Below are 16,943 nucleotides of genomic sequence, written 5' to 3'. Positions count from 1 at the left end.
CCGCCCGCCCCCCGGAAAGCGTGCGCCTGGAACGGAAAGCGACGGTTGTCAGGGGTTCCCCATTTATTCTCCAACCAGAAAGGGACTATCACGGAAAATCAGTTTTCACTGACTTTCTGGACAGCCCCTTTTTGTATTAATAAGGATCGGCTTCATGCCCTTTTTGTTCGGCAGTTTTTGGCGCTTTTTCACCGTCTATATTGCCAAGCGGAGCTCCTTCACCTAAATTTGATTGTTCCGTTTTTGCATTTTCCAGTCCTTCACGCAAGCGGCGGCCGTACTCGTCATCGGCTTGCTCCGCAAGTGCAATCATTTTTTCCTGGATACGCGGATCGCATTTCGATAAGTCATTGACTAGGTTTGAGATCAACTCATCTCTTTCCCAGTCTTCAAATGCACGGTATGTTTCTCCTGCTTGCTTCGTATTGTCATTGCGATCGATCGATTGGCGAACTAATTTGCCTTCTACATGTGGTGTATGCTCTTTTCCGGGCTGCTCTGCTTCTTCCAGACCACCTAAAATGGATGGTTCATAATTGATATGTGGATTTTGTCCGGGAGCCCTGTCGACTTTGTATTGCATGTTGCCTCCACTCTGGTTTGTAGCGACTCGTTTTTTCGGTGCATTGATCGGTAATTGCAGATAGTTGGCGCCAACCCTGTGCCGTTGGGTATCTGAGTAAGAGAACGTCCGTCCTTGCAGCATTTTATCATCAGAGAAATCAAGCCCGTCGACTAAAACGCCTGTTCCGAAAGCAGCTTGCTCGACTTCAGTGAAATAATCTTCAGGGTTTTTATTCAATACTAATTTACCGACTTTTTTCCATGGAAATTGGTCGTTCGGCCAAAGTTTTGTGTCATCAAGCGGATCAAAATCCAACTCTGGATGTTCGCCGTCGCTCATAATTTGGACGTATAATTCCCATTCCGGATAATCTCCACGTTCGATTGCATCATATAAATCTTGAGTGGCATGGTTGAAGTTTTTCGCTTGAATTTCTTCTGCCTCTTTTTGTGTTAAGTTTTTAATTCCTTGCAGCGGTTCCCAATGGTATTTCACTAAAACGGCTTCCCCTTCGCTATTCACCCATTTATACGTGTTTACCCCGGATCCTTGCATTTGCCGGTAGTTTGCAGGAATTCCCCACGGTGAATAAATGAACGTCACCATATGGAAAGACTCAGGAGAGCTTGCACAGAAATCAAAGAAGCGTTCACTGTCTTGTATATTCGTAATTGGATCCGGTTTAAAGGCATGAATCATATCAGGGAACTTAATCGCATCACGAATGAAAAAGATTTTAATATTGTTGCCGACTAAATCCCAGTTGCCGTCTTCTGTATAAAATTTCACGGCAAAGCCGCGCGGATCACGAAGCGTTTCCGGAGAGTGACCTCCGTGAATAACCGAAGAAAAGCGGACGAATACAGGTGTTCTCTTCCCTTTTTCCTGAAATAGCTTTGCTCGCGTATACTTGGACACAGGCTCGTCCCCAGCTGTACCGTAAGCTTCAAAATAGCCATGTGCCCCCGCTCCTCGTGCATGGACGACACGTTCCGGCACACGCTCCCGATCGAAATGGCTAATTTTTTCGATGAAGTCATAGTTCTCTAACGTAGCAGGCCCTCTATTGCCAACAGTTCTTAAATCTTGGTTGTTCGTAATCGGATGTCCTTGCCGATTCGTCAATGTCATTTCGTTTTCCATGTCTGACATTTTTTGCGACGTCTCTTTGTGATTGTCCTTCATTTTGAACCTCCTGAATAGTAAATTTCCTACCCGATGGGATTTAGGATTATATCCTTATCCTACCCTTACCATTGCATGTTTTAACCCGATAATATCGCATTTCTAAATTACGGATAACCTTTGCGATGATCGTCATAGTTGCTCGTTCCTTTTTCTAAGAAGGTTTTTATCTTTACCATATCGAATACAAAGATATTGGATCGTATAATAAAATGAATGGGTGATAAAATGGATTTATCGATCGAGAAACTTCATGTTACGGACGCGGAGGAATTGTATAAATTTGAACTTGAAAATAGAGCTTTCTTTGAGGAAATGGTGCCGAGCCGTGGAGATGATTATTATCGGCCAGATATTTTTAGAAAAAGGCATCAAGATTTGCTTGATGAACAAGCTCAAGGCAGTTCTTTATTCTATTTAATTAAAGACGAAAATGGTTCAATCGTTGGGAGAATGAATTTAATCGATATTGATGAAGAAGAAAAGACAGGACATCTTGGATACCGGATTGGACAATCCTATACTAAAAAGGGCATTGCTACTAAGGCGTTAAAAAGCCTAATAGAAGAAGTGGAAAAATATAATATAAAGCAGATCTTTGCAAAAACAACGCAGAATAATAGAGCATCACAAAAAGTTTTAGAGAAAAACGGTTTTGAGCAAATCGACTCCGATGAAGTAATTGAAATGAATGGCCAACAGCTGAAATTTGTTTGCTATTCGTGGGAACAAAAGTGAAGTTAAATGCACGAACCATCCCTTGGCATTAATGGTTAAGAGATGGTTTTTTGTGCCTGTGCAAGGCGCTATTCAGATTATGCACTACAACTTGTATGCTTAAAACTGACAAGAGCAATAGAATGGTTGTGTATTCTTCCATTTGGAGGCAGAGCACTCGACTCAAAGTTTTATCGGCTAAGGCGAACCCGACTTCTTTCAACTTGCAGTTTTCAGTAAATCAACGTTTTGAGAATGAAACACCATTCGTAGACAATGAAAATCATTGATGATCTTGGTAATGAATACAGTACGGACAGCTTTTCAATGGAAACTGAAAATGGACAATTTGCTGTAGAAGGGCTAGGAAAGTTGAGCTGCTAAGAAAGTAATTGAATGATTGTACTATGAACCTGCCTTCCTGATAAATAATTGTCAGGAGGCGGGTTTTTATTGTTTTATATCTGTCTTTGATTTATGAGAGGGCTCAATGCATACTGAAAGTAAAGGGGTGGGATCGTTTTGAATTTTTTAAATAAAGTGCTTACAAAAGATGGCTGTGCAATTCATTATTGGATTACATATGCTAAGGATCGCCCATGGCTCATTTTTTTACACGGGGCGGGGGCAGATCATAATATGTTCAATGATCAAATTGAGGAGATGGACGAATCATTTAACGTTTTGCTGTGGGATGCGAGAGGCCATGGATTATCAAGGCCAATAGGTGAAGAATTTAGTTTGAAAATGCTTATGGAAGATTTGAAGGCAATCATGTCACAAGAAAGGATTCAGAAAGCGACTTTCATTGGACAATCGATGGGAGGGAACTTGGCTCAGGAGATGGCATTTCATTATCCGGAAATGGTGGATAATCTAGTGCTAATTGATTGTACATGCAATACGATGGAATTGTCGATTGCAGAAAAAACAGCTATTTGGATGGCTCCTTTCATTATGAAATCGTGTCCGGGGAAATGGCTGTTGCCACTAAGCGCAAACGCTAGCTCAGTGAAAAAAGATGTTCAGCAGTATTTAAAATCCACTTTCTATCGAATAGGAAAAAATGACTTCACGACAATCTTCCTTGCAACGACAAAATGTCTTCATGCAGAAAAGGATTATTTCATTAATAAACCGATGTTGCTCGTCTGTGGAGAGCTTGATAAGACCGGAAATATTAAAAAAATTGCTCGAAGGTGGGCATCACGAGAAACACAATGTGAGTTCCATTGGATACCCGATGCAGGACATTGTGCAAATCAAGATAACCCAGTCTTTTTCAACAAACTCCTTCTTCAGTTTTTACGAAAGCAATGCACGATTTAATGCACATACAGATCGTGTAGACTGATCTATATGAATAATAACAAATGGCGAAAAAGTTTGTCTGTCAGAACAACTACTTTTTCGCCATGGACGAGTATTAGGAAAAAAATTAGTTTTCATACAACCCGAACATATATATTTTTGTTATGTTATCGGCAATTTCTGGAATAGGAATTTTGTTCTTTTCCCTTACAATTTCCCAGACGAATCTTTCACATGTAAATAACAAAACCCTTGAAGAAACGCCAGTATTCAAATCTTTTTTTGCAAGGCCATGCCCTTGCGAGTACTGATTATCTTTGACAATTCTTTCAGCAAATTTTAGTAATATTTCTTCCCACTTATCGCTTAGAAGCTGTGATACCCCGATTGCTTCGTAAACGACCATTAATATACTTCTATGTACCTCAGCTAAGGAAATAAAGTGAAATACTTGCTCTCTAATAACATGGAAAGCATCCTCTTTCGTTTTTGGATCGAATTCAATATCAGCAACCTTGTAAAGCTCATCCATTACATTTTTCATTAATTCCGATAATATTTCATCTTTGCCTTTCGGAAAGTGAATATAAAAAGTACCATGCCCAACATTGGCTTCTTGATTAATTTCCTTGATGGTGGAATTATGGTATCCCTTTTTTAGGAAAACTTTACTTGCTGCTTTCAATAACTTTTCCCTCGTTTTTAAAGTTCTTTGTAATCTGCCATCGGTTTTTTTCATTGTTACACCTCAAAATAGATATTGACACGTTGTCACATTTATATTAACATACAGATAATTTAAAAACTATATGACATTTGGTCATATAGTTAATAGTTTGATAAATTGAGCGAGGGGGATATGAATGCAAGCAAAAATTGGATTGATTGGTGCGATTTCTACTCTTATCGGAACAATGGTCGGTGCAGCTATCTTTATTTTACTCGGGCCTTTGGCAGACCAAACAGGACCATCCTTAACACTATCTTTCTTGCTTGGGGCGATTCCGGCTCTTTTTGGAAGCGCTTACTACATGCAGTTAGGCTCCATGTTTCCGAGTACAGGAGGGAGTTATGTATATGCTAGCCGTCTATTGAATCCTACGATGGGCATTATAACAGCCTTCTTTATGATTATGGCAGGAGTAGGAGCAATTGGCATGCTCGCATTAGGGTTTGTCAACTACTTATCATTTTTCATAGCGGGCGGATCTCAAGTAATTATTGCAATTTCAATTGTCTTAATATTTGTTTTAGTCAATCTCTATGGTATGAAATTTGCGAATAAGATACAAATCGTCATGGTTGCTTGGATGCTCATCGCTTTATTAATATACATCGTCTTCGGTTTCTTCTATCAGCACAGTGCAGAATTCATCCCAATCGATAATGGCCCTTTTTTGAGAAATGGTGTAAGCGGATTGATGATGGCAGCTGTCCTCGCATTTTATTCTTATGCTGGATATGGGCTTATAACGGAAATCGGTGGAGAAATAAAAAATCCGCAGAAAAATACACCAAGAGCCATTTTAATCAGTCTAGTCATCGTTACTTTAATCTATATGGGTGTTTCGTATATTTCTACATCAGTAGTTAGTATCGAGGATTTTATAAGTTTTACTACTTCACTTCCGATGGCTGCCAGTCTCTTTTTGCCGGGTTGGGTTGTTACATTCATTGCAATCGGTGGGTTATTGGCGATTTTTACAACGCTGAATGCCATTATGCTAATCATCCCACACGAATTTGTCGTTATGGCAAAAGAGGGGGTTGTGTCCAAGCATTTTGCAAGGAAACATAAATCCTTCGGAACGCCTTATTTGTCACTGCTAATTGTAAATGGCATCACAATTGTTTTAATTGTTTCAGGAATCAGTGAGACGGTATTTGCAACGATGACTGTAGCTGGTCTTTTATTAAGTGGAATCGTAATGGGGATGAGTGCACTGAATATTTTTAAAAAAATGCCCGATTTGTATGAGAAGGCAGCTCTTAGAATCCCTAAACCGATCCTAATTGCTTGCAGTTTTTTAGGGATTGTAAGCAGTTTGTTGTTCACTTTTTTGGCAGTTATGGATGCTCCCATTGTCGGGGCTATGGCATTGGCACTTGCAATCATTGGAGTGATTTATAGCAAAATCGTTAAAGTTGACATCCTGACAGATTCATTAAATAAAAGCATAGATTAATAGAAAGGGGACGGGAAGGTTGAAGCAATCTTATTTAGTAACTGAATGGGTTGATCAGAAAACCGGTGCAAAAGGATATATGGTAATTGATGAATTGAAGGGCGGATTTTGCGCAGGCGGAATACGGATGAGACAAGGTGTGACAAAGGAGGAAGTTGTCCGTTTAGCTGAAACAATGACTATAAAAATGGCAGGCTTAGGAATGGCTGTCGGCGGAGCAAAGGGAGGGATTGATTTTCCTTCCAACGATGAAGAAAGCGAAGGAGTTTTAAAAAGGTATCTCGAAGCTCATGCACCATACATTAAAGAATACTGGCTGACGAGTGAGGATTTGGGGACGCGTGAGGAAGACATTGTAAGACTGTTGAATGAGTTAGGGATTCAATCTTCTGTTCAAGCATTCATTAGTAAACAAAATAACAAGCAATTATTGATGAAAAATTTGCAAGAAGCGATGACAGCTATATATGAGGGACAAGCTTTAACTGAGCTTGTAACAGGCTATGGAGTAGCTGTAGTAACGGAACAGGCTTTGAAAAAGATCGGAACGGAACCTGCTCAAGCAAAAGTGTCGATCCAAGGGTTTGGCAGTGTTGGTGCAAGTGCCGCGAAGTTTCTATATCAGAAAGGTTTCAAAATTGTTGCCGTTGCAGATATTGACGGAACGATTTATTACAAAGAAGGTTTGGACATCGACTTGCTTTTGTCTCTGAAAGACCATCGAGGGAATATTAATCGAAATGGCCTGCCTGAACGTTATGAACAGTTATCCGGCGAAAAATGGCTTGAATTGGACGTAGATGTATTAATTCCAGCTGCAATTGCGGATGTGATCAATGCACAGAATGTTCGCTTCGTAAAAGCAAACTTAATTGTTGAAGGTGCAAACTTGCCTGTAACGGAAGAGGCAGAAGCGATCCTTTTCGAAAAAGGTGTGCCGGTCATTCCTGATTTTATTGCGAATAGTGGAGGGGCAGGTTTATTTGTCGCTGTTTTAGATGGGAATGTGGATGGCAAAGCAGAGGAGATCTTCACCTTTTTAGGAGGTCGTTTGACAATTACAATCGACACGGTTTTAACAGCTGTAGCAAAAGAGAATATTCCTGCCCGCAAGGCAGCTAAGACATTAGTGGAGAGTTTGTCGAAGGAGGAATCCTATTTATGAGTTTTCAGCTAAAATTTGCGGATATCGGAGAGGGGCTGCATGAAGCGGAAATCATAAAATGGTTTGTCTCTGAAGGTGATCAGGTGAAAATGGACGAACCGATTGTAGAGGTCCAGACTGACAAGGCAGCCGTTGAAATTACGTCGCCGAAAGAAGGAAGGATTACAAGCAGAAATGGACAAGAAGGCGATACGATCTTTGTCGGTGAGACAATCGTAGAAATCGCTTTAGAAAATGAAAAAAGTTCGCCTAACAATCAAACGCAAGTAGAACGAGAAGGACAGCGAGTAAATCGTGAGCTATCTTCTACTGGACCGAGAGTTAAGGCGGCGCCAAGCATTCGTAAGATGGCACGTGATATGGGACTAAATTTACAAGATATCCATAAAGCAATAGGCGGAGAAAGAATTACAAAAGAGGCTGTTTTACAATATGCCGACTCAATGAAGGAGAAAAATAGGGTTGCTGGTACTAAAGGCACTGTAGCAATAAAAGAAACTGCTGATCATCAAGCCATTAAACGTATTCCAATCCGCGGTTTGCGTAAACAAATTTATAAAAACATGGTCAAGTCTGCTTTTACAATCCCTCACGCTACTGGCATGGATGAGATAAATGTAGAGCGTCTTATCGCATTGAAGGATTCATTGAATCAATCTTCAAATTGCAAAATTACTTTTTTGCCAATCATCGTCAAATTGCTGTCAGAGGTTCTTAAAAACAATCCGATTTTCAACGCGATGATTGATGAGGATAAAGAGGAAATTGTTTTTAATGAGGAGTATAACATCGGCATTGCTATGGCGACTCCGCAAGGGCTTGTTGTACCTGTCATCCACCAAGTAGATAGGAAATCAATCGAAGAAATTGCTCAAGCGCTTCAAAATCTTCAAGAAAAAGCGATTGCAGGGAAATTGGCATTGGAAGAATTGCGTGGCGGAACTTTCACGATTTCCAATACAGGGGCTAATGGCGGTTTTTATGCGACACCAATTATTAATCATCCGCAGGTAGCAATCTTAGGTGTTCATTCCATAAAAGAGAAACCAGTTATTTTGCCGAATCGTGAGTTGGGAATCGGTCATGTAATGGGAATCAGTTTGTCGTTTGACCATAGAATAATTGATGGGGAGCCCGCAGGTAAATTTATGAGGGATCTATCGTCTTATATCGATCATCCGGAACTCTACTTTTTGAAAGCGCGATAGGAGGGGTAATATGTTTGATGAAAACCAGTTGACGTTTCAAATGGTTCGAAGGTTAGATGAGGCAGGTAATTTATTGGATGAGAAAGATTGCGGGATTGCTGATGACTTATTGGTAGAAATGTATCGTCAGATGAAAGAGGTTAGGATATTAGATGAGAAGCTTCTAAAAATGCAACGTCAAGGAAGAATTGGCACATATGCACCATTCAGTGGGCAAGAAGCAGCTCAAATTGGGAGCGCCCTTGCTTTGGAACGATCTGATTGGATCTGTCCAAGCTACCGTGATCTTGCGGCATGCTTTGTTCACGGCATGCCAATCGAACAGATTTTGCATTATGTAACCGGTCATTTGGAAGGAGGGAAAACACCTGAAGATGTCAGGATACTGCCAGTGCAAATTATTATAGCTGCCCAAACATTGCATGCGGTAGGACTGTCAATGGCAACGAAGCTGAGAGGGGAAACAGATGTTGCGATAAGCTATTTTGGAGATGGCGCTACTTCTGAAGGAGATTTCCATGAAGCACTTAACTTTGCTGCAGTATATAAAACGCCGACAATTTTTTTCTGTCAAAACAATCAATACGCGATAAGTGTTCCGCTGAAGCAACAGATGGCAAGTAAAACAATCGCTCAAAAAGCAATTGCATATGGTGTAAAAGGAATTCAGGTAGACGGAAATGATATCATTGCGGTTTATGAAGCGACAAAAGAGGCAGTGGAACGGGCGAGAAATGGAGAAGGCCCAACGTTAATCGAAGCGGTGACCTATCGTTTAGGGCCGCATACAACTTCTGACGATCCTTCAAAATACAGGGAGGATGGAGAAAGGGAAGTATGGCGCAAAAAGGATCCGCTTGTAAGGATGAAACGATTTCTTGAAAATAAAAAACTGTGGAGTGATGAGAGGGAAAATGAAACGGAGAAGGCGTTTCATGAACGCCTGAATGAAGCAATCACTGCAGTTGAAAACGAAAGTTATCCAAACATCAGTGAGATTTTTGATCATGTTTATGAAACGCCTGATGAGCAACTGAAGGAACAGAAAGAAGAAGCAGCAAACTTCTATCGGCAAAAGACAGGAGGTGTACAGATTGGCTGAATTGACGATGATTCAAGCGATACAGGAAGCGTTAGCATATGAAATGGAGCGAGACGAACGCATCGTGTTGTTAGGGGAGGATATCGGGAAAAACGGTGGTGTCTTTCGTGTCACAGACGGATTAGCGGATCGTTTTGGAAAGGAGAGGGTATTCGATACTCCATTAGCAGAATCGGCCATCATCGGGGCATCGATCGGTATGGGCATCAATGGCTTTCGTCCGGTTGCGGAAATTCAGTTTTTAGGTTTCATTTATGAAGCGATGGATCAAGTCGCGAGCCAAGCAGCAAGGATGCGCTTTAAGTCAGCTGGTCGATTCAATGTGCCAATGGTCATCCGGAGTCCGTATGGCGGTGGAGTTCGGACACCTGAGTTGCATTCCGACAGTTTAGAAGCGCTTTTTTCGCATACACCTGGCCTTAAAATCATTATGCCTTCGACTCCGTACGATGCGAAAGGGTTACTTACAGCAGCTATGAGAGACAATGACCCTGTATTGTTTTTGGAGCCAATGAAACTATATCGGGCGTTCAAAGAAGAAGTGCCGAGTGAAAGTTATGAAATCCCAATCGGCAAAGCGAAAGTTATTCAGGAAGGAACACATGCTACGGTAGTTTCTTGGGGCCCACCTGTTCTTTTGTTGAAAAAGGTTTCCGAACTCTATAAAGCAAAAGGGATTTCTCTCGAATTAATTGATCTTAGAACCGTGGCTCCATTGGACATTGACACGATTTTGCAATCCGTTGAAAAAACCGAGCGACTGCTCATTGTGCATGAAGCTGTGAAGACGAATGGAATTGGAGCGGAAATCGCCGCCCTTGTAAGTGAAAAAGGGCTGTTTTCTCTCGCAGCTCCGATTATGAGAGTGACTGGATATGGGACCCCATATCCGGTTGGATCGGTTGAAGATGATTGGTTGCCGAATGCGCAAAGAGTCACGTCTGCAATCGACAAACTCCTATCCTACTAACTTCGTCGTTCAAAATACGAGCAGCCAACTGCATGTAAACTTGCAGCTTGGCTGTTTTTATGTCAATCAAATATTGTTTCCCGAAACGCTATAATGTTGATACTTCACTGATGTCTTTTGCTCTTTCCGATATATACGATGGGTAAAACGGTTCCATTCATTCGATAGGTTTGCCCAATCAACAATTTTCCAAGGATTGAAACATGTTTGGCCATTTTTATTGAAGAAATGTTTCCCGTCAATGCAATAGGCTGCGTGCTGAATTATATCTTGCTCGTCTATCCATACGATGACGTCTGTTTCTTGGAATGGGCTATCTGTCATATTATAGTCTGCTTGTTGTAATGTAAGAGCGAAAGTTTGGTCATGCACCCATTCTTTAATGATCCACTCATCTCGCGCCGGTTCGGAACTAATTGCATAAAGAACAGCAGCAAGACAATTTGCCCCATGAAGGGTGGCAAATGAATTAGCGTACGCTACTAGATGCGATGGTAAATTGGCGGGGGCCTGTTCCGCTGTCCATTCATCATATTCCCTTGCAGTTTTGCAGACGATTTCTTCTTTTGTTGAATACGGCAAATTTGTCCACATTGCTTTTTGAAGGGCGACAATCTGCTCATCATTCACTTCTACTATATAGTCCTGCGGAATGCTGTTTTTATCGCTAACCATAGACAACGAGCAGAGTAATCCTCTGCCTAATTCATGTTGCCGCTTAAAGAGCATCTCTTTTTTAACGCTGGGTAATGACTCAATCCAAGAAGGAGGAGCAACTATAACGAATTGTGCATCCTTTGAAATCGTCCAATACATATAGCTGTTCACCATTTCAATATTGCTATAGGAAGAATGGTTGAAAAACTCTTTACTTGGAAATAGTAATATGCCGGACAAATAATCCTGATAAAAAGGTAAGTCGTTTTCGGCTAAGAAAAATAAGTCTCTTTCAGGTATATATGTATCAACCCATTTCATTATTTGCTGCTCTGCAGGCTGAATAGCAATCTCCATAATTATTCGTTCCTTTCATAGTAGCCACCTATATTCAATAATATCTTACTAAATGAAAAATTCAATACAATAAAAAGTTGTAAACACCAGCTCCCAATCCATGCATGAAAACTCACTTGAAAGACGCATGAATCCATACAAAACCCATAATCTTATCATTTCTGCGCTTAAAGCCAGTGATCACGCATACATGCCCGCAAAAAGCAAAACACTTATGGAATTGCACATAAACTTTACGAAAATAGAGGAGTTCTAGTGGAAAAGGAAACTGGGGGATCGGCTTTGGCGTTTGATGATATAGTAAATGAAAAAGGTTACGTGATTTCATTTGAACAATTAAGGTACTAAAAAATAAAAAAATCAACTTGAGGTTTATTGTGAATAAAGCAAGGGAAGCATGACAGTTACTTATTTCAGAACATCAGAAAGCAGATGTCGTTTCCTACCAAATTGATTTTCCGAACTATATAATACGCTATGGAATGAGAGGGAACAGTTCAGAGGAGATGCCTTTTGAATTTATGAAAACTTCAATGTTCATGGAGTATGTGGAAAACAGTTGGGCAATTTCTGCAATTCACGAACAAGAGCCAACATTATATGCGTTGGTATGACACGGTCATATCATCTCAATTTTGTCCTATACGGAACCAATTGTGAAAAAATAAACTAAGAAAGCAGTGAGACATTTATGGATACGCGAATTAAAACGAAGATGAAAATCAATAAGCCGGTGGCGGAAGTGTTTGAAGCCATTGTGAGTCCTGAACAAATTGGCGGTTATTGGTTTTCTGAAAGTACAGGGAGACTTGAGGAAGGAAAGAACGTTACATTAAAATATGAGGAATATAATGCAGAAGGAGAGATGAATGTGCTGCATGTTGAACAAGACAAGGAACTCATTTTCTCATGGGGAGAAACGCAAGTGTCCATTATGTTTCATGCAACTAATGAAGATAGCACAATGATCGAAGTGACAGAAACGGGACTGAGCTCTGATGACCCTGACGTTATCAATAAAATGATGGGACAAAAAGAAGGGTGGGTATACATGCTCACTTGTTTAAAAGGCTATTTGGAAAACGGCATTACGACGTTGAGGGCATCATTGGTTCACTAAACAGCGTGATCTACAGTAGCCCATTCAGATTCAAAGATTGATTTTCACGCGTGCCTCCCCTATAATTTTTACACAAAAGGATTTTAGGTACGCTCTTATAGAAAAGGGAAGCGAGGGAATTTGATGTTAAAGACAGAGGTTTTTGAACAATTGAAAACAGCGATGAGAGAAAAAGATGTGCTTTCTAAAGGGGTGTTAACTCTTTTAAAAGCAGGACTTGATCGCGCCGAGAAAGAAAAAGGCTCGGCATTGACAGTGGAAGAAGAAGTTGCGGTAGTCAACCGGGAAATCAAACAGACAAATCAGTCCCTTGATAGTGCGAAGCAAGCGGGACGCGAAGATTTGATTGAACAGGAAGAAGCAAAGTTATCTCTTCTCAAATCGTTTTTACCCGAGCAATTGGGCGAAGAGGAAATTGAAAAAATACTTTCAGAAGCAGGCGTTGTAAAAGGAATGAACATGGGAGACGCCATGAAAATTGCAAAGCCATTGCTCGCAGGAAAAGCAGATGGCGCGACAATGTCTAAAGTTGTAAAAAGCATGATTTAAAACTGTAAAATGATAGGTTCTCATCGGAGCCTATCATTTTTTGATTGGTGAAAAATAACTTAAAATAACTTATTTAAATGAGGTTTACTTTTAGCATGTTTAAATGAACATGAAAGTTTAGCAAAACTTTGGAAATGTGCTACAGGAAATAAAGAGGAGCAAGCAATACGACCACTCCCATTATAATCATAACAATACTTTTAGCTGTACTTTCTTCTCTTTTCACTAAACTAATGATCCAAATCATAAACCAACCGGAAAATATGAAACCAATTCCTATATCTTTTAAGATAATTGTGCGGTGCCTGTTAGAAATAAAAGCAAACCGACAAAAAATAGGGAGCATGCCTAAAAGAATACAGGATTTCTTATCTCGTTTTTAAGTACTCGTCGTTCCTCTTCATTCATCTTTCTGTATGTGCGCCAACCGCCAATAATCGTTAATCCTCATATAAACACTATATATAAATTTCATTCCTCACCATTTCTAACGGTTTATCGAAAATTATAAATGATACCATTTATCCTTGGTAATTAGAAAAAATCTTTAAAGCTTTCAGGTGTAGGCATACAATGTGACTAAAGAGCAACCAGCTGATTTTTCAGCATATCCCATTATTTACGGTTACAAAAATGGAAGTTCCAATCATTTCATGGCAAATGCACGCGAACCTAATCGCACATAGGTTTGTCGTTTTTGGACAATCTAACAAGTAAGAAAATGTTGTATGAGGGGATGCATATGCAAATTCAACGATCATCCGAATGGAAAGAAGGTTTTGTCGATAGGCTGGAAAATCGACAACCATGGGATAGTTGGACGTTATATAAAATGTGCTATGAAGTGGAAAAGGCAAAACTGATTGAAGACTTTTATGGACTTCAATCTCCAAAATATTTACCTGAACTTAAGCCATATGCACACCAGTTGGAAGCGGCTGAAACTGTTATCGAGAGGATGAATGGAAAAGCGATACTTGCCGATGAAGTCGGTCTCGGTAAAACGATTGAAGCAGGTTTGATCTTGAAAGAATACCTCATAAGAGGCCTCGTAAAAAAAGCGCTTATTTTAGTCCCCGCATCCCTTATGAATCAATGGCTTGAAGAACTAAATCAAAAATTCCATATTCCAGCGATGCAATATAGTAAAAAATACGACTTGAATGCTTGCAACATCGTCGTCGCGAGCTTGGATATGGCCAAGAGAAGTCCACATAAGGAAAACATTTATAGTCAAGATTATGATCTCATCATAATTGATGAGGCTCATAAATTAAAGAACCATAAAACGAAAAACTATGAGTTCGTGCAAAGCTTAAAGAAAAAGTTTTGCTTGCTTTTAACAGCGACGCCAATTCAAAACGACGTATTCGAGCTGTTTCATTTGATTTCACTACTGAAGCCAGGCCACTTAGGAAATTTCGAAACATTTCAAGTCGCCTTTTCTGCGAGTAAGCACAATGTAGAAGAGGATGAATTTTTAAAGGAGCTTATTAATCAAGTGATGGTAAGAAACTCAAGGCAAGATACGTTAAACGAATGGACGAGCCGACGCATACAAAACATTCCGATTGAATTTAGTGACCAGGAAAAAGAAGTTTATCATATGCTCTCCGAATTAAAAAATGTTTCTCCGCAATTTTCGGATGCATTTTCTACCATTACATTACAGAGAGAAATTTGCAGCAGCAAGGAGGCCACTCTTGTTACACTTCTGAAAATGCGCGAAAAATGCAGTGCATCAGAAGAGGTTGCCTATATCGATGAACTGTTAGGAAAATTGAATGCGCTTGAAGTGAATTCGAAAGCAGAGAAAGCGTATGAAATTATTGCAAAAGCAAATGACAAAGTGATCATTTTTACGGAATATCGGGCAAGCCAAGAGTACTTGCAATCTTATTTATATTCAAAAGGAATTACGAGCGTTTTATTTAACGGGAAGTTCAGCAAAAACAAGAAGGAATGGATGAAGTTGCTATTCAAAGAAAAAGCACAAGTTCTAATTGCGACTGAGTCGGGAAGCGAAGGGATCAACCTCCAATTTTGCCATCATGTCATTAACTATGATTTGCCGTGGAATCCGATGAAGTTGGAGCAACGAATTGGGCGTGTTCACCGTTTAGGGCAAGAGCATGATGTCCATATTTATAATTTGGCAATACAACATACAATTGAGGAACAAATTTTGAACTTGCTGAATACAAAAATAGGTGTCTTTGAAAAAGTTGTCGGCGAATTGGATGACATATTATCCGGATTTAAATTGTCCATATAAGGAGGGAGAACATGTACCCCCATCAAATCCATACGTATGTGCGTCAGTTTTTCAAAGAAAACAATTGTCCCATTTTATATGAAAACGATCATCTTTTACAGGTTCAACTTACGATTGATATGGATAAAAGGATTATGAACCGCCCATTTTATTGGAAGTACTTGGAAAGTATTAACGGAGAGCCGAATCCTGCAAAGTTGACGCTTATTACGAATAAAAACAGGTTAGTTGGAGCAGTAGACGGAGAAGTTTTGCACTTCGGATCACCGAGGCTCAATCAGATTTTCCAGGCAACGAAGGAACAAGGCTCATTCGTCCAAATGTATGAAACAGTAAATGCACAATCAGAAGTGAAAACGATTTTGACGCCATGGTTAGGCGTGAACTATAAAATAACGTATAGTAGTGATCGTACGAAAGAAAAGCTCTATTCATTAGGAATTAATTTAATGAACGGGCAAGTTATAGACGGTTTTCAAGAAACAATTCAACAAAGGGAATTGGGTACTTCGATATCGCCCAACACATTCCACTTGCCCTATACGATCAAACCGACGCGCGCAATCGAACGTTTGGATCTTGTAGTAGACAATCTTATTCAACAAGATGATCATACATGGGTAGAAGAAGCGAAAAAAAGACTTCGGAGAGATTTGAATGTGTTGGATTACTTCTATAATGAAGTAGACGAGAAACCCGAATGCTATGAAAGAGAGAAAAAGGCGATTGAAGAGCAATATGAAACGATTATAAAAATCGATATTGTAAACGGTGGACTGTTTTATTTATTGCCGATTTAACAAAATGGCTTTTGCGGAGATCCGTAAAAGCCATTTTTGAATTTTAAAGGATTTCTTTGCTTTTTGACGAACTATACATTAGACGAAGGAAGTGTATAAGCGGGAATTTCTCAATAAAGGAGTGTCATATATGAAACTTGCTGAAGCGTTGATTGCACGGGCGGATTATCAAAAAAGAATTGAACAGCTGAAAAAAAGGATAAGCCAAAACGTGAAAACACAAGAAGGGGAACAGCCATCGGAAGATCCAAATGCATTGCTATCTGAGCTCGATGGCATCTTGAAAGAATTAACTGTATTGGTGAAACGTATTAATCAAACGAATTGCTCTGTCCAATTTGATGATACACGGACGCTATCAGATGCATTGGCTGAACGCGATCAAATATGGGAGAAACGGTTGATCCTTTCGAGAGTTGCAGACGAAGCATCGATCCGAAACGACCGATACAGCCGATCGGAAATTAAATTTGTCAGCACAGTCGATGTTGCGGCTATCCAAAAGCAGGTCGATCAATTATCGAAAGAGTTTAGGGAAATGGATACGAAAATTCAAGGCTTGAATTGGACGATTGATTTAGTTTGAATGGACGTTTTTTTAAAGCGTCTGAAACAGTCGCATCTAAAATAAGCAATGGCATAATGCATAATTGAAGGAAATGTCGGTAGCTGATTATTGCAAAGGTGAGTACACAAACCCGCCGACTGGGAAAGTCGGACTTACAATGGGAGAGTAATTGGGGCCCTTACAATACGGTTCAAATCCGCCAATTACA

The 16,943-nt window shown here is 40.0% G+C and carries 14 protein-coding genes and 1 pseudogene; 12 read left to right on the top strand and 3 right to left on the bottom strand.

The annotated features are described in order from the left end of the window. Positions 1-136: 136 nt before the first annotated feature. Positions 137-1,750 (bottom strand): catalase, encoded by a 1,614-nt coding sequence (locus tag ACFQ38_RS16045; RefSeq protein ID WP_336825244.1) that lies wholly within the window; start codon positions 1,748-1,750, stop codon positions 137-139. 228 nt (positions 1,751-1,978) lie between these two features. Between ACFQ38_RS16045 and ACFQ38_RS16040 the strand changes: the two genes are divergently transcribed. Next, a complete protein-coding gene (locus ACFQ38_RS16040; RefSeq protein ID WP_336825246.1) occupies positions 1,979-2,488 on the top strand; it encodes a GNAT family N-acetyltransferase in 510 nt (169 codons plus the stop codon). A 501-nt stretch (positions 2,489-2,989) separates the two neighbouring features. Next, positions 2,990-3,796: an alpha/beta fold hydrolase gene (locus tag ACFQ38_RS16035; RefSeq protein ID WP_336825248.1), complete on the top strand. Its 807-nt coding sequence runs from the start codon at positions 2,990-2,992 to the stop codon at positions 3,794-3,796. A 109-nt stretch (positions 3,797-3,905) separates the two neighbouring features. Here ACFQ38_RS16035 and ACFQ38_RS16030 read toward each other — a convergent pair whose 3' ends face one another. After that, positions 3,906-4,517, bottom strand: coding sequence for a TetR/AcrR family transcriptional regulator (locus tag ACFQ38_RS16030; protein WP_336825250.1), 612 nt, complete (start codon positions 4,515-4,517; stop codon positions 3,906-3,908). Positions 4,518-4,641: 124 nt separating this feature from the next. Here ACFQ38_RS16030 and ACFQ38_RS16025 point away from each other — a divergent pair, with 124 nt between their 5' ends. The 5 genes from ACFQ38_RS16025 to ACFQ38_RS16005 are packed head-to-tail and all read left to right on the top strand — an operon-like array spanning position 4,642 to position 10,409. Next, positions 4,642-5,964 carry an APC family permease gene (locus tag ACFQ38_RS16025; RefSeq protein ID WP_381482154.1) on the top strand — a complete coding sequence of 441 codons (1,323 nt, stop codon included), beginning with the start codon at positions 4,642-4,644 and terminating at the stop codon, positions 5,962-5,964. A 19-nt stretch (positions 5,965-5,983) separates the two neighbouring features. Next, a complete protein-coding gene (locus ACFQ38_RS16020) occupies positions 5,984-7,129 on the top strand; it encodes a Glu/Leu/Phe/Val family dehydrogenase (RefSeq protein WP_381482152.1) in 1,146 nt (381 codons plus the stop codon). Continuing rightward, positions 7,126-8,337 (top strand): dihydrolipoamide acetyltransferase family protein, encoded by a 1,212-nt coding sequence (locus ACFQ38_RS16015; RefSeq protein ID WP_336825256.1) that lies wholly within the window; start codon positions 7,126-7,128, stop codon positions 8,335-8,337. The genes ACFQ38_RS16020 and ACFQ38_RS16015 overlap by 4 nt, the downstream gene beginning before the upstream one ends. A 10-nt stretch (positions 8,338-8,347) precedes the next feature. Then, complete coding sequence (gene pdhA / locus ACFQ38_RS16010) at positions 8,348-9,439, top strand: pyruvate dehydrogenase (acetyl-transferring) E1 component subunit alpha (protein WP_336825258.1); 1,092 nt, start codon at positions 8,348-8,350, stop codon at positions 9,437-9,439. Beyond that, on the top strand, positions 9,432-10,409 hold the full coding sequence (locus tag ACFQ38_RS16005) for an alpha-ketoacid dehydrogenase subunit beta (RefSeq protein ID WP_336825260.1): 978 nt from the start codon (positions 9,432-9,434) through the stop codon (positions 10,407-10,409). Before pdhA ends, ACFQ38_RS16005 begins: the two co-directional genes overlap by 8 nt. Before the next feature lie 66 nt (positions 10,410-10,475). Here ACFQ38_RS16005 and ACFQ38_RS16000 read toward each other — a convergent pair whose 3' ends face one another. Next, positions 10,476-11,423, bottom strand: a complete 948-nt coding sequence (locus tag ACFQ38_RS16000) for a hypothetical protein (protein ID WP_381482149.1) — start codon at positions 11,421-11,423, stop codon at positions 10,476-10,478. Between the two features lie 691 nt (positions 11,424-12,114). Between ACFQ38_RS16000 and ACFQ38_RS15995 the strand changes: the two genes are divergently transcribed. From ACFQ38_RS15995 to ACFQ38_RS15975, 5 genes and pseudogenes are all read left to right on the top strand, one after another. Further along, complete coding sequence (locus tag ACFQ38_RS15995) at positions 12,115-12,543, top strand: SRPBCC family protein (protein ID WP_336825264.1); 429 nt, start codon at positions 12,115-12,117, stop codon at positions 12,541-12,543. A gap of 123 nt (positions 12,544-12,666) precedes the next feature. Continuing rightward, on the top strand, positions 12,667-13,092 hold the full coding sequence (locus tag ACFQ38_RS15990) for a GatB/YqeY domain-containing protein (RefSeq protein ID WP_336825266.1): 426 nt from the start codon (positions 12,667-12,669) through the stop codon (positions 13,090-13,092). A 736-nt stretch (positions 13,093-13,828) separates the two neighbouring features. Beyond that, positions 13,829-15,449, top strand: a pseudogene (locus ACFQ38_RS15985) (DEAD/DEAH box helicase). Beyond that, positions 15,379-16,167, top strand: coding sequence for a YqhG family protein (locus ACFQ38_RS15980; protein ID WP_381482146.1), 789 nt, complete (start codon positions 15,379-15,381; stop codon positions 16,165-16,167). Before ACFQ38_RS15985 ends, ACFQ38_RS15980 begins: the two are co-directional and overlap by 71 nt. A gap of 130 nt (positions 16,168-16,297) precedes the next feature. Further along, positions 16,298-16,753 (top strand): DIP1984 family protein, encoded by a 456-nt coding sequence (locus ACFQ38_RS15975; protein ID WP_336825144.1) that lies wholly within the window; start codon positions 16,298-16,300, stop codon positions 16,751-16,753. Positions 16,754-16,943 lie beyond the last annotated feature (190 nt).

This window comes from Sporosarcina contaminans, from assembly GCF_042679045.1.
Classification (GTDB): domain Bacteria; phylum Bacillota; class Bacilli; order Bacillales_A; family Planococcaceae; genus Sporosarcina; species Sporosarcina contaminans.
The sequence above is the reverse complement of the archived record's forward strand: the minus strand, read 5'-3'. Positions and strand labels throughout refer to the sequence as shown.

Coding starts and splice junctions, on each gene's coding strand:
- pdhA (WP_336825258.1), top strand. CDS start 8,348: ATGTTTGATGAAAACCAGTTGACGTTTCAAATGGTTCGAAGGTTAGAT.
- ACFQ38_RS15990 (WP_336825266.1), top strand. CDS start 12,667: ATGTTAAAGACAGAGGTTTTTGAACAATTGAAAACAGCGATGAGAGAA.
- ACFQ38_RS16040 (WP_336825246.1), top strand. CDS start 1,979: ATGGATTTATCGATCGAGAAACTTCATGTTACGGACGCGGAGGAATTG.
- ACFQ38_RS16025 (WP_381482154.1), top strand. CDS start 4,642: ATGCAAGCAAAAATTGGATTGATTGGTGCGATTTCTACTCTTATCGGA.
- ACFQ38_RS15980 (WP_381482146.1), top strand. CDS start 15,379: ATGTACCCCCATCAAATCCATACGTATGTGCGTCAGTTTTTCAAAGAA.
- ACFQ38_RS16015 (WP_336825256.1), top strand. CDS start 7,126: ATGAGTTTTCAGCTAAAATTTGCGGATATCGGAGAGGGGCTGCATGAA.
- ACFQ38_RS15975 (WP_336825144.1), top strand. CDS start 16,298: ATGAAACTTGCTGAAGCGTTGATTGCACGGGCGGATTATCAAAAAAGA.
- ACFQ38_RS16045 (WP_336825244.1), bottom strand. CDS start 1,750: ATGAAGGACAATCACAAAGAGACGTCGCAAAAAATGTCAGACATGGAA.
- ACFQ38_RS16030 (WP_336825250.1), bottom strand. CDS start 4,517: ATGAAAAAAACCGATGGCAGATTACAAAGAACTTTAAAAACGAGGGAA.
- ACFQ38_RS15995 (WP_336825264.1), top strand. CDS start 12,115: ATGGATACGCGAATTAAAACGAAGATGAAAATCAATAAGCCGGTGGCG.
- ACFQ38_RS16000 (WP_381482149.1), bottom strand. CDS start 11,423: ATGGAGATTGCTATTCAGCCTGCAGAGCAGCAAATAATGAAATGGGTT.